Genomic DNA, 13,360 nt, shown 5'->3' on the forward strand with positions numbered 1-13,360 from the left:
TATAGAACTCCAACCACTGACGAAAGTATGTTATAGAAGAATTTCATACCTCGTCTTCCTCACTCCAAAACGGCAATCGACCTGTTGACATATAGTGAGAAGACGTGAAGAGCGTACTGATTGCCACACCGGTCAAATGTGGCTAAATTGGTTGACCGACTAAAGTTAGATAAAGATACCCTAAAGGTGAAGCGCCTCAATAAAAATATAAGGCTGAGGTATCGGAATATCAAACAGTGGGATCGAAAACCACGTCTCAGAAAGTAAACCTCAAATAAACGGGTAGCTAAGAACTCGGTCAATATAGGATCAAGCACTGTTCGTGTTTCAAACCTTACAAAAAATAAATTATCAGCGTTAGTGACGATGGGCAAAGCAGATTCAGCAGATGCGATCATTTCAACGATGATTGACGAGTATCTTGAATTACTCTCTTCAAATGAAAGGAAAGAATACGAGATGATTCGAGATGTTTTGATGATGAAGCAAAAGAAATAGAAAGAGTGAGCAATGTGTATTTTGACATTGCTCACTCTTTCTATTATTTTTAAAAAAAAGTAAATTTACGTTGAAATAATATTGTCTATTAATCCTTTTTTTGGTACATTGTCCTTTGTTGGATAATATTAAATATCTTTAGGGGGAACGTTTTGAAAAAATCATTTCTAGGCAAAGTATCATTGGTTACAGCTGTAGTATTCGTTTTAAGCTCAATCCCAACACAGGATAGCAAAGCACAAGAGCAAGAAAATCAATTTACATTAGATAATGTCTTGGTTTCTACTTCTGCACTCCATTCATTCGAAGAAGTAGAGCTGAGTGAAGAAGTTTTATCAGATGATTTTGATTTAGAAGAGGCTGTAGAAAATATTCCATCTGTTGATGAAATGAGTCCAGAGCAAAGACAGTTGTTTGATGCTTTAATAGAAGAACAAATTACTATATATGGATTTGATAACATGGAGGAAGATAAGGCCTTTGCTGAAGTATTAACTGACTTCTTTGATAAGAGTTCTGGCATTTACAATGACTTACCTGTAGCCCAAGAACAATTAGAAGAAAATATTGAGGAAATTCAGAATGAAGAGGAAAAAGAGTTTGTAATAAAAGATACAATTATTGATGCATTTAGCACTCAAGAAGCAAACGCATTTCAAGCAAGAGTTAGTGTTAAATTTGCAGCAGCTACTTTTAATACGCTCTTTGGTATAGCTGTGGGAGGGGTAGCTGGAGGCGTATCCCAATTTATTATCAAGAAGGGAAAAAAAGAAGCACAACGAATATTTACTAAAACAGTGGTAAGTAGGTTGAAAGCTTGGGGAGCACCGAAATTAGCAGTCGCGGTAGGAGCAGGGTCAGCATGGGCGATGAACTATATGGATTTAGGTACTGGATTAGCTAAGTGGATTGATGCTAGAGATAGTAAGCCTAAAAATGACTATATTGAATTGAAATAATATTAAAGGAATGGTAGTTAGTGAAAACGTTTGTTAAATATTTAGTTATTATCGTCTTATCAATAGTGTTGTTATATATATATAATGAAATCGTGCCGAAAAACTTACTTACTTTTATTTTAGGTCTCCCAATCTTTATAGGAATTATCGTTTGGATTGGGAGTCTTTTTGACAAAAATAAAAAAGAGGAATAATTAGAATCAAGTGCACCAAAAACTATTTATCAACTTTTAAAAAATTCTGACACATCATGAATTTCTCCTCATTAAGTAGATAGAGCAATAAATAAAAATTAGACTAAACGGCTTGAGTCCTGTATTTAACAGAACTTAAGTCGTTTAGTTGTTTCTAGAGACGATCTGTTTGTATATGTAAGTCGTGATGGCTGGTGTGGGTTCGTTACAAACCTGGAACTAAAGCACATAGTATATTGCGAATTTCAGGGTACCTCAAAACCGACGATCTTTATAGGTCCTCGAACCAGCTCCTGTACATAGCCCAGCAATTGCTGGGGTCATCGTCCGGAAGACGAACCCAGTGTGTTGGATTCTCAGAAGCCGTAGGCGACAATCGAATCGTCATACTCTCACCAAGATACCAGGTCCATATTAGAACTCCATGACGTAAATACACCATTTCTCATTCAGTCGTGAGAGGCTAAATTCTCGGTTTATCAGGTTCTTGGTCAGTGCTACGGGAACGACTTTTTGTAACACTTTCGCTTCTGATGGATGACTGAAGAAATCTCAAGGAACCATATGAAACGATAGATACGCTTCTTATTGAATGCGTTAGTCCATATTGGTATCGTCCTATGGTTGACTGTCATGATAATTCGTCGATAGTCGTAGGTTCTGTTCACCTGTGCAATCTCACAAAGGATCGCGATCAAGATTGTGTTGCTTGTCGACAACCTCTCGTTGATCAGTTCCTATTCTTGCTTCGTCCTTGCTGAATGTTCAGAGCCACATTGATCTAACTAAGTAATTTTTTGAAAACGGTACATAAGTATACAAATCTACATGTATACATTGCTCCTTATGAGCTTAAACCTGAAAAAAGCTGTTGTTAAAGCGGTTTCTTTTATGAAAAACATAGGATTATGAAGATCTTTACAGTAAGAAAAACGGCATGAAAAATCTGGTAACCTGGCCGTTATCAGATCCCAATCATCTAACTTAGTAGTCAGACTATGTATTTAACAACTCTTCATCTTAAACCAGCTATTATGAATCGATTTGCAGAAACAGAGAAACCCGAACGTCGAGAGTGACGCTCGGGTCTTTATCAAAAATTTATTCTTCACTCGATGTCATCTTCCCGTTCAATCACTCTTTCGCATTGAATCGATCCACTACTGTAAATCGTTCACAGACAATGTTTATATTTGGTGCAAACGACAATTGATACGAATGAAGTAACTCACTAAAGAATCGCTCATGGATGTCCCACCATTCGATGTATGTTCCTTCACCTTCGGCTAATGCAAACGCTTCGGATACCTCATTCATCGCCTGAATCGTAACTTCAGTCGTTTGAATGATGGCAACTGGTCGATCCGCTGCATTGAGAACGATTGCGTACTGCCCGACGTAAGGGAGTGGTTCATTCTCAATCTCATAAAGTATATGTGCGGAACATGTTGCGGTTTTCTTTCCAGAGACGACCAGTTCGGCTAGCGTATTGGCATCATCTCCGAATTGAAACGCTTCGACATCAGTCGGCGGATGCTCTTCACTATCTTTCCAATATTGATTCCAATAAGCGAGTGTCATTTCATTCATCATGATCATTTCCTTTCGAATTAAGAGCACTCCATATTACGTAAGAAATAAAAAGAAGTTTCAAAAAACCATCTCGCAAAAGCGAGATGGTTCACGTGCCACAAAACGTTTGATACGGATACGTCCGCGGTGGACCTGCTGATACGTACTCAGACGGTTGATTGTAGTTATAGGGGTCACGCAAAATCGTGAGTAGCGCCTCGGTCGGGCCGAAGTCGCCTCGTTCTGCTGCTTGAATCGCTTTTTCGACATGATGATTTCGAGGAATGACGGCCGGGTTGTATTGGCGCATGATTCGACTGACGTCCTCGTCCGGGAGACCTTGTTCGCTTAGGCGTTTTCGCCAAGCGTCAATCCACGCCTTCCCGTCTTCCCGAGTTGCGAATGGGAGCGATTCAATCTCACCGAGCGTCAACGAGCGGAACGTATTCGTATAATCTGCCTCCGTCTCCATCATCAAGCGGAGCAATTCATCCGCTAGCTCATCGTCACCATCTTTTCGGACGAATAAGCCAATCTTATGTGCGAGACCGGTAAAGTACGCTTCTTTATACAACTCGGTATAACGGGTGAGTTGCTTGTTCGCCACATCAACCGCTTCTTCTTTCGTTTCGCCAAGGAGCGGAAGCAACGTCTCCGCCAGTCGGGCGAGGTTCCAAGACCCGATATATGGTTGATTCGCATAGGCGTAACGTCCCTCTCGGTCGATCGAGCTGAAGACCGTCTCCGGATGATACGTGTCCATGAACGCGCATGGTCCGTAATCGAGACCTTCACCGCTGATGAACATATTGTCCGTATTCATCACCCCATGAATGAACCCGACGAGTTGCCAGTTGGCAATCAGTCTCGCCTGTCTTTCGACGACGCGTCCGAGGAACTGTTCATAGCGATTCGGTGCATCGATCAAGTCTGGGTCGTGTCGTTTGATTGCTACTTCAGTAAGTGCGATGACGTCATCGATGGAGCCGGCGCCTGCTGCGAATTGGAATGTTCCGACACGAAGATGACTTGAGGCGACCCGAGTCAGGATGGCTCCATGCTTCGGACCTTGACGCATGATGGCTTCCCCTGTCTGAACGACGGCGAGCGCCCGGTTCGTTGGAATGCCGAGGGCGTCCATCGCCTCGCTGATGAGGAACTCGCGTACCATTGGCCCGAGTGCGGCTCGTCCGTCGCCCCCTCTAGAATACTCCGTCGGTCCAGAACCCTTCAGTTGCACATCGACACGCTTCCCGTTCGGAGTCACATGTTCCCCGAGCATGAGGGCGCGTCCGTCCCCGAGCATCGTCAAGTTGCCGAATTGGTGTCCGGCGTATGCTTGAGAGAAAGACGTCTCTGTTTGACGATTGCCGGCAAGTAAATCGATGTCTTGCTTGACATTTTGCGCATCAAGGCCGAGCGAAGCGGCTAATGGATCGTTAAACAAGACGAGTGTCGGATTGTCGACCGGATGGATGGGCCCACGGTCGTAAAAGATGTCACGTAGTTCGAGGTACGTCGCCTCGAAGTTCCAGTCAGTTGTCATGGCGCATGCCTCCTTCTTCGCTTCGAGTATAGCACAGACTGTTTTCCATAACGGCTGTCGTGAATTTTGATAAAATGAAACAGAAGTGTAAACAGTAGGAGTGTGGAAGATGAAGACGAGACAAGATGTATTCGATTGGTTGAGTGGACAGCTTCGCTTCGGGATCAAACCGGGTCTTGAGCGGATGAGCTGGATGATTGAGCAGTTAGGGTTAGAAGAACGCCCATCCATCCATGTGGCCGGGACGAACGGAAAAGGGTCGACCGTCGCGTTTTTACGGGCGATGGCGATGGAGAACGGCTTATCCGTCGGCACATTCACGTCCCCTTATATCATTCAGTTCGAGGAGCGGATCATGTTGAACGGGGAACCGATTCCTGAAGACGCGCTCGTCGACATGGCGAACCGTGTCAAAGCCTGTGCGGACGATGCTCCAGAGACGCTGACGGAGTTTGAGCTCTTGACGATGATGGCATGGTGCTATTTTGATGACACACGTCCAGACTTGATCATTTGGGAAGTCGGTCTCGGGGGTCGCCTCGATTCGACGAACGTATTGAAGCAGCCACTCGCGACCATTGTCACGTCAATTGGACATGACCATCAAGGCATTCTCGGCGATACGCTTGAAGAGATTGCACAAGAGAAATACGGCATCGTGAAACGTGATGTCCCGATGTTCCACAGTATCGAGAAGAAATCGTTGATTGAGTTATTGCATCAAAGAGGGGACGATTTAGGTTCTTCCATTCAAGATGTTCGTCCAATCGTGAAGAAGATTGTGGACGGGGCAGAGACCGTCGTGACGTATGAGGATACGCCATCTGTCGTGCTCGGCTTGACGGGGCATCATCAAGCATACAACGGGGCGTGCGCCGTGGCGGTTGCGCGTCACCTCGGCTGGAGTGATGACGCAATCCGAAGAGGGCTCGAGCGAGCACAACATCCGGGTCGATACGAACTGGTATCGAAACGACCGCGTATCATTCTAGATGGGGCACACAATCAAGAAGGCATCGAGGCGTTAGTATTGCAAGCCAAACAAGAGAAAGATGTGACGGTGTTGACGGCGATTTTAGAAGATAAAGACCGTGACACGATGATTCACGCGCTTCAAGAGATTGGCGACGTGTACGAGACAACGTTTGATTTTCCTCGTGCGAGAACGAGAGATCAGCTTTTAAAAGATGGGGCACGCTTCGTTGAATGGAAAGAATGGCTAAGCGATTGGATGGAAGCACCGACGAGTGAGACGTTGATTGTGACAGGGTCCCTTTATTTCATCAGTGAAGTGAGACGTTTCCTAAGCTAAAACATTTACCTGATGTCAAAGAAATAGATGTATATTTTTTCAAGTGGGTGGGATAATTAGTAGTGAAGACTAAAAATAGGGAGGACTATACATTGCGTAAACTCATGCATGTGGCCATAATCTTCATTTTACTACTTTCGTTCGTCCCTCAAAGTAAGTTCGTAGAGGCACAAGAATTACCGAAATATAAAGTATTGTATTTAAGAGATGCGTATACAGCAAGCAATGTATTGACTCAAAAGGCTTTAGATACGGCGATTGAATCATATAAAAAGACACTCGTAAGTGATTTAAACAGCTTGAACAAGCTTGAGATTGACTTTATGACGGTCAAGCAATTCAATGCGACTCGTTTCCCAATGGATGGGGCTTACGATGCGATTGTGTTGGGAAGCAGTCCTCTTGAAAAGAAATATCAAGAAGCGCTTGATGACGTGAATAAAATCAAATCGACATCAAATCGAAGTGCAGAGCACGATACCACAAAAATTTTAAATGATTTAACCGATTTAAAGTTAGGTGAAATTACAGATTTTTATGTGAAAACTGGATTGCCAGTATATTTTCATAAAGACGTCACGCTTGGTAGTAAAAACGTGAAACAATTATCTACACTAAAAGAATTCACGAATGTGAAACAATTTGAAACTGATCAGGCAATCATTAATCAGTTGATTAATCTTAAGAGCATTCGCCCGTTATTATCGAATGTAGAAGTGACATATAATCGACAGCCACTTGTAAATCAAACGGTACAGATTAAAAACAATGACCGAAAACCTTTCCAATTTAACTATCAGTTTGTAAATCCACCAACTTCAAGTACGATTGTCGAATTGTATATTGATTTTAATCATAATGATCGCTTTGATGCTGAAGATAAAGTGAGAGAAGTGATTGCAAGCTCAACGACTCAACTCGAGTTTTTCTTGTCTCGACCTACGTATACCGGTCCGAAAAATTGGATGATTGTTGCTAAAGATACAGTCACGGGACGTAAAGATTATAAAAAAGGAACGTTTCTCTATATCGATCAAAAAGTAGAAGCGAATATTTTACAATTAACTGCGGGAACAACGAGTAATGGTAAAATATCTGACCACTTATCAAATATGTTGACAGACGGGAATGGTCAATATCAATTTACATTAAACAATGGTACGACTAGTGAATTTCAATCAGGGAAATTTGATCAAGGATTGAATAACAACACATATGATATGCTGATTTTTGGATTTCAGGATTCATATAACACACAAGGTAGCATGAATGTTGCTGCAACGTCTAAAGTCAAATCGTTTTCAGAAACAGGACAAGGCGTTATGTTGACTCATGACACGATATTTAGATCTGGTGGTGGGAACTCGGCCACTTCAGAATGGGAACGTCAATTTGTCAATGCAGATTCCGCACAAAATATTTCAGGGCAACGAATTTATACAAATATAGGATATGGTGCACCACAGCCAACGAAAGTGATTGAAAAGGTGCAGGACGGAATTTTTACTTCCTACCCATATGTGTTAGATGATGCGCCAAAAGCTATTTCTACAACACACAACCAATACTTTACGCTTGATTTGAATGACCCTGAAGTGACACCTTGGTATAACTTATCTGCTGACAATAGTAATAATAACAATAAGCGTTCTTACGGAGATGCAAGCAACCATTACTACACGTATACAAAAAACAACTTCACCTACTCCGGTGCAGGGCACACGAACAAGTTCTCAGTAGAAGATGAGAAAAAAATCTTCATCAATACGATGTATCGCGCCTTTATCGGGGCGAATCATAAACCTTACAACGTGATTGAGTCCGTCAGTGATTCAAACCAGTCCTATACCTCTGCTGATTTAAAAGCCGGGACTGTTGAAGTGACTGCTGGACAAGACGTTAAATTGATGTGGCGACCGAGCGACTATGATTTCCAAGACTTGTTCCTCAATTCAACCATCACATATAACGGCAAACAGGTCGCATTCGAAAACTTACGTAACTACGAAGTCAAAGAGTTTACGATTCCGGCAGCGGATGTTGTCGCAGACCGACCGATTGAAGTGAAGATCGAGACGTCCGATCAACGGAATGCGAAGGTGAGTGATACGTTCACCATCAACGTCAAACGTGCGGAGAATGTTTCCGACTTGATTCAAGTGTCCCGGTCGATTGACCCGTCGACGATCAACTTATACGAAACGGGAACGATTCACTATCAAATTCAATATCCGGAACGTTTCGACCGATTACCGAATCAGTTGGGCGATAAGTTTTTACGAGTGGATTTAACGACCTTCACAGAAAAACTACCAAGCCAACTCGAAGTGGTGGCGATTCGTGATGCGAATGGAAATGAATATCCTGTCACCAACCCGAATGAAATCAAGTTACAGCTGAAACCAGACTTGTACTACGAACGAAACGGGAACACGAACATTTTCCTCCCGAACGATAGTGGAAATCGAACCGTGAAGTTTGAAGTAGTCGTTCGAGCCATCGAGCCTTCTGCTTCACTCATCCAATTGAAAAAAGCGGATAACCAATTAACGACGTTGATTGAGTATTCGAAGAAGCGTGATCACATTTTAGATAAGCATAATGACTGGGATAAGGAACTAGAGGTTCAATCGTCATTCCCAGACTTGCTGATCAATATCGGGGCGCCGTACGCGTACGAAGCGAAGATTCCTGACGTCACGTTACAAATTGGGGCACAGCAGATTGTGAGTCCGACCATCACGGATGCGAAAGGCAACACCTTTACGAACCCGAAATGGAAAAGCTTGAAGTGGGAAATCGTTGATGCGAACGGTGTTGCGAAACTCGTCACCCAAGGAAACAATGCGATTGTGACCGGTTTGAAAACAGGAACTGCGAAATTGCGATTGACAATCGATCCGGGCGATAAGAAACCTCTTGTCATAGCTGAGTCGAAAGTCAATGTCATCAGTCCGCCTGAGCAACTCGCCATCCCGTCGACAGAGCTATATGTCGGTCAAACGACTACGGTCACACCAAAAGTCATGCCCGAAACGGCTCAATACAAGTCGGTTCGCTATGTCGTCGAATCTGGGGATAGTGTGAAGTTTGAACAAGTTGGCAACAACTTGAACATCATTGGACTGAAACCGGGTACGACTCAGTTTAAGGCGACTGTGGATGTCGGTGACCTCTTCGGTGGCTTGAATATCGCTACTCCGAGCACCGTCTTTACCATCCAAGTCAAGGCACCATCCTTGAGCCAAACGCCGAGCCAACTCGACCTTTGGGTATGGGATAGTTTGGACGAAGAAAAACGTGTAAATGAAGTCGCCTCGATTCAAGTGACCTCAACACCAACCGTATCCATTCCGTTTGAACGAATCGGGTCCATCCCATCTGCTCTAACGGTGACACAAAGTGCGACAGGATATGAATTACGTGCCAACCATGGCTACGGAACTAATGGTGTCGTGACAGACATTCTGATTCAGACGACATTCGATGACAATGCGTTACGAAACATTCGTTCGAACACGTCGATTGTCCGTGTCAACGAATACCCGAACCAATTGATGTCAAAAGACATGACAATCAATATTGGTGAAGGGACGGCACCACGACTACCTCTTCTTGAGTACTGGCCTACGACTTCGACTTGGCGTGACTATCACATGGAGATTGTATCCGGCGAAGAATATGTTCAAGTGAGTGGATCAGGAAAAGAGTTGATTCCAGTGAAACCTGGTGTGGCGAAAGTGGAAGTCTACACGACGCTTCCGGCTGGAAAACCGTTTGAAGCCGTGAAGGATACGTTTTATGTACGCATCATCCAAACGAATGCCTCGGGACAGGATGATGACCGTTATTAAGTGAATGGCAGAAAGTTGGCGAATGATGAATCGCAAGCGAATAATGATTGGCATCACCGGATTGATTCTCGTCATCGGATTGGGCGGGCTCCTGTACTGGAGTCAATCCCAACCCGAGCTCTCGCAGTTATCCGGTGACGATTTAGTAAAAGAAGTGAGTCAACGCTCTTCGGTGACAGAAGAAGAATTGACAGATTTACAGGCAAGGGAAGAATGGGAGGCCGTCCGACTTGTTTTAGAAGACCAAAAAGTTGTGACGACAGCCGAGCAATTCGCCACGGCAGTGACGTTCGCACCTCTAGACGTGATTGAAGCATACTTCGAACAAGGACTTGACCCATTTGAAGAAGTGGAAGGGATGCCCGTCATCACACCATTGTTCAGTGCGAACGGCAGTCCGGATCAATGGAAGCTGGCGATGCGTTACGTTGAAGACGAACGACTCCTTGGGATTGCGGTCGACTCGTTGAATCTCGATGCGGTCAAAGAACTCCTCGGGCAAGGCTATACGATTCAAGATACCGAATCGGTGTTATTGCAGCCTGTTCGTCACAATCAAGTCGAGTTAACGCAACTGCTTCTCGACAACGGCGCGCAATGGACAAAGGAAATGGAACAGACGGCCAAAGACTACAACTCGGACCTCATTCTAAAGATGGGGAACTAAAAAAACGGCTTCTTCTCAATCAGAGAGGAAGCCGATTTTTTGAATTCATTTCAATTGAACAGGGTGACTGACGAAGAATTGCAGTTGATTCGTGACAGGGAGTGTTTCCAATTGATTGAACACGGAATCGTTATACGTCAGTTTCAATCGAGACTTTTCGGCCTCGTGAGCTGGAACTTGACGGTCGAAGTTCTCAGCTGGACTTAAGCCGTTGCCCCCAGTAAATCCCCCTCTGAAGACGTTCACTTCAAGTGGTCCCTTACTATACAGACCTCCGTTGACTTCGAGAATGGATCCGACCGCATACACATAGGTCGGTTCGTTCGAGTCACTATACATGAATGCCTGGAGCGTCGTCGGTGTGTCGTCAAACTCGTTGATTCGGTTTAACAGGATCTTTCCTTTAGATAACAGAATGAGCGAGTTCCCTTTGTCTGCATCAATCGGAAGAATATTGGCTCGGTCGATGAACGTATCGCCGAGCGTGTAGACCGTCGAACTGAAGGAGACGTTCCCTTTAATAGTCAAGTCACCACGTACGATCAGGGGCCGTGCAATCGTCAGCTTCTCAAGGGATTCAATGACGACGTCGCCGTCAAAAAGGAGCGGGGCATTCGACTCGGTGATGGATTCCGTGACATACATGGCACGGTCGGAAATGGCATCCGGTAATGTCACGATGGTCGGGTCGGTGAGTGCGTTATAAGCATCCGCCCGTAAGTACGAAGTCGGGCGTTCGATAATCGAGGTCCCATCTTCCGATAAAACCCTTTCGAGTTCGAATACTTGATCGGTCGAGCGAATCAGACCTTCTCCAAAGATTTTTGAGTCGACGTTATTGGTGTAGGCGAGCGGTGTGTCGAGTCGTCGATTTAAAAATTCGATGATTGAGTAGTCGTATTGGAATGGAGAAAAGCGACTCGGGGACACCCCGGCGTCCGCCTTTTCGCCAGCTTGTTCCGTACCTACTGTAAAGTAGTTCTCTTGCTGGCAACTCAAGCAATCGCTCAATTCGACTAAATCGATTCGGCCATTCAAGTGAAGGCGACTGGAATCGACATTTTCAATTTGCTTCGCCACACCATCCAATTGGAAGTTCGCTTGGCGCATGAAAGCGAGGGGACCACCTGAATAGATATTTCCTTGAATCGTCGGCATGCCGTTTACGTCTAACTGTTGGTCGGACCCGAGGACGTAGTATAAAAAGGAAGGGAGAGCCGTCAAATATAAATCTTGTGTGTATTCAACGGTAAGCTCCGGTTGTTCCGGATTCACTTGTCGCGATGCCGTAACGTTCACTTGGAGAATCGTCGTGAACGGTGCCGTTTGAATCGTCGTATCCATCGCATCTTTCTTCAAATCAATGGAATAGCGGACCTCGCTGTCTGTCGTCAAATCCGTAAACGGCTCGTCACTGACAAGTAGCGATTGTACTGCAGTTTGAAATGCCACTTCCGACTCCATATGGGTCGGGACTTCCGCTTCTCCATGGAGCGGGAACTGGGTCCGAACCTCATCGGCGATGAGGCGAAGTGCGCTTTTCGCATCTTCATTCAGTTGAGTATCTTCTGTACGGATAACGGTCAATTTATTCGTCGCCAAGTTGACTTGCATGGCCGCAAGTGACAGAACAGCGAGGGCTGCCATCGTCACGAGAACAAGCACGAGAACATATCCGTCTTCACGTTTTCGCATCAGGATGCCTCCTTTCTTAGAATGGGATGGAGCTTTCAAATGTCGTAACAGAATCGGGATCGTTCGACTGAGTCAAATCCATCTCGATTTCGATGAGTCCACCGGTCATGTAAGTCGGGCGTCTCGGATCGAACACGGGATCTTTTAACTGGATGGTCATCCGTTCGACTGTGATTTGTGGATTAGAAGGCGTAAACGAATCCTCTGAGAGAACCAAGTCGGTCGGGACGTATCCCGCCTCCCGGTAAATCATTCCGGCTTCCGATATGTCTGGAGCGGACAATCGATAAAATTGAAACGAGCCGTCCACTTCCGTCACGGCGTCGAATTCGGTCCGGTTCACGTCAGAGAGCACGGAGGCAATCAAATAGTCGGCCTCGCTTCGAAGGTCACTCGTCTCGTTCGTCATTTGAAAACCGAGCGTTCCAGTGATAAAGGCCGTAATGATGACGCCACTTAAAATCGAAGCGACGACGACTGTGACGAGCAACTCGACGAGCGTGAAGCCGTCTTCACGTTTCTCCATCTCAGTCAGTTGTCGGGACAGCCGTTTCAGGGAACGGTTCGCGCAATGTCGCATTCGAAATGACTCCTTTCAAGGTGACGGGCGTTTGCAAACGGTCGGTCGTCACCGAAATTTCAACTTCAATGGTATGTCCGGGTGCAGTGGACAGCATTTGAATGGTTGCGATATACGTATCCCCATGGATTCGGGTATCTTCGCAGAAGTCGCACGTCGAGCTGATCCCGTCCCGATTCAACAATTGACGCAGTTCGAGCGGTTCATCAACGGACGCGGCCCGTCGATTTAAAGTATGTAACGTGTTTTGCGCGACTTGGTTCGCAATCGTTTGATTGAGGCTGTCGTGTGTCGTCTTCAAACTTTGGCTGAAAATCGAAAGTAAAGAAAATGAGACAATGGAAAGAACAACGATGGAGACGAGCACTTCGACGAGCGTAAAACCTTTTTCGGCATGCGACAAGACATTGACCTCCTATTCAAAAAAAGTAAAACAATCGGAAAATAACGTATGCAATACTGAATTAAATGTTATTTTTTGTA

10 protein-coding genes are annotated in these 13,360 nt (G+C 44.9%); 5 read left to right on the forward strand and 5 right to left on the reverse strand.

The window, feature by feature from the left end; translation table 11 throughout:
- Nucleotides 1-303 precede the first annotated feature (303 nt).
- Complete coding sequence (locus KNO70_RS16315) at nt 304-498, forward strand: DUF5388 domain-containing protein (protein WP_168169889.1); 195 nt, start codon at nt 304-306, stop codon at nt 496-498.
- 152 nt (nt 499-650) lie between these two features.
- Nucleotides 651-1,457 (forward strand): hypothetical protein, encoded by an 807-nt coding sequence (locus KNO70_RS07395; RefSeq protein WP_143404753.1) that lies wholly within the window; start codon nt 651-653, stop codon nt 1,455-1,457.
- 1,328 nt (nt 1,458-2,785) lie between these two features.
- On the opposite strand, the gene KNO70_RS07400 is transcribed toward KNO70_RS07395, so the two are convergent.
- Together KNO70_RS07400 and KNO70_RS07405 are read right to left on the reverse strand one after the other, a co-directional pair.
- On the reverse strand, nt 2,786-3,241 hold the full coding sequence (locus tag KNO70_RS07400; protein ID WP_214684737.1) for an ASCH domain-containing protein: 456 nt from the start codon (nt 3,239-3,241) through the stop codon (nt 2,786-2,788).
- A 91-nt stretch (nt 3,242-3,332) separates the two neighbouring features.
- Nucleotides 3,333-4,769, reverse strand: coding sequence for a protein adenylyltransferase SelO (locus KNO70_RS07405; RefSeq protein ID WP_214811767.1), 1,437 nt, complete (start codon nt 4,767-4,769; stop codon nt 3,333-3,335).
- Between the two features lie 109 nt (nt 4,770-4,878).
- Between KNO70_RS07405 and KNO70_RS07410 the strand changes: the two genes are divergently transcribed.
- The 3 genes from KNO70_RS07410 to KNO70_RS07420 all read left to right on the forward strand — a co-directional run bounded on the left by KNO70_RS07410 (nt 4,879) and on the right by KNO70_RS07420 (nt 10,602).
- Nucleotides 4,879-6,081, forward strand: a complete 1,203-nt coding sequence (locus KNO70_RS07410) for a bifunctional folylpolyglutamate synthase/dihydrofolate synthase (RefSeq protein ID WP_214811770.1) — start codon at nt 4,879-4,881, stop codon at nt 6,079-6,081.
- A 92-nt stretch (nt 6,082-6,173) separates the two neighbouring features.
- Nucleotides 6,174-9,935, forward strand: coding sequence for a DUF5057 domain-containing protein (locus KNO70_RS07415; RefSeq protein ID WP_214811773.1), 3,762 nt, complete (start codon nt 6,174-6,176; stop codon nt 9,933-9,935).
- 22 nt (nt 9,936-9,957) lie between these two features.
- Nucleotides 9,958-10,602: an ankyrin repeat domain-containing protein gene (locus KNO70_RS07420; protein WP_214811776.1), complete on the forward strand. Its 645-nt coding sequence runs from the start codon at nt 9,958-9,960 to the stop codon at nt 10,600-10,602.
- A gap of 45 nt (nt 10,603-10,647) precedes the next feature.
- Here KNO70_RS07420 and KNO70_RS07425 read toward each other — a convergent pair whose 3' ends face one another.
- Genes KNO70_RS07425 through KNO70_RS07435 form a run of 3 tightly spaced genes read right to left on the reverse strand, consistent with a single transcriptional unit; the run spans nt 10,648 to nt 13,280 of the window.
- Entirely contained in the window at nt 10,648-12,297 is a 1,650-nt protein-coding gene (locus tag KNO70_RS07425) for a hypothetical protein (protein WP_214811779.1), read from the reverse strand.
- A gap of 16 nt (nt 12,298-12,313) precedes the next feature.
- Nucleotides 12,314-12,877, reverse strand: a complete 564-nt coding sequence (locus KNO70_RS07430) for a prepilin-type N-terminal cleavage/methylation domain-containing protein (protein WP_230872789.1) — start codon at nt 12,875-12,877, stop codon at nt 12,314-12,316.
- Nucleotides 12,825-13,280: a type IV pilus modification PilV family protein gene (locus tag KNO70_RS07435; RefSeq protein WP_078146547.1), complete on the reverse strand. Its 456-nt coding sequence runs from the start codon at nt 13,278-13,280 to the stop codon at nt 12,825-12,827. Before KNO70_RS07435 ends, KNO70_RS07430 begins: the two co-directional genes overlap by 53 nt.
- Between the last annotated feature and the right edge of the window lie 80 nt (nt 13,281-13,360).

The organism is Exiguobacterium sp. s181, from assembly GCF_018617125.1.
GTDB lineage: Bacteria > Bacillota > Bacilli > Exiguobacteriales > Exiguobacteriaceae > Exiguobacterium > Exiguobacterium profundum.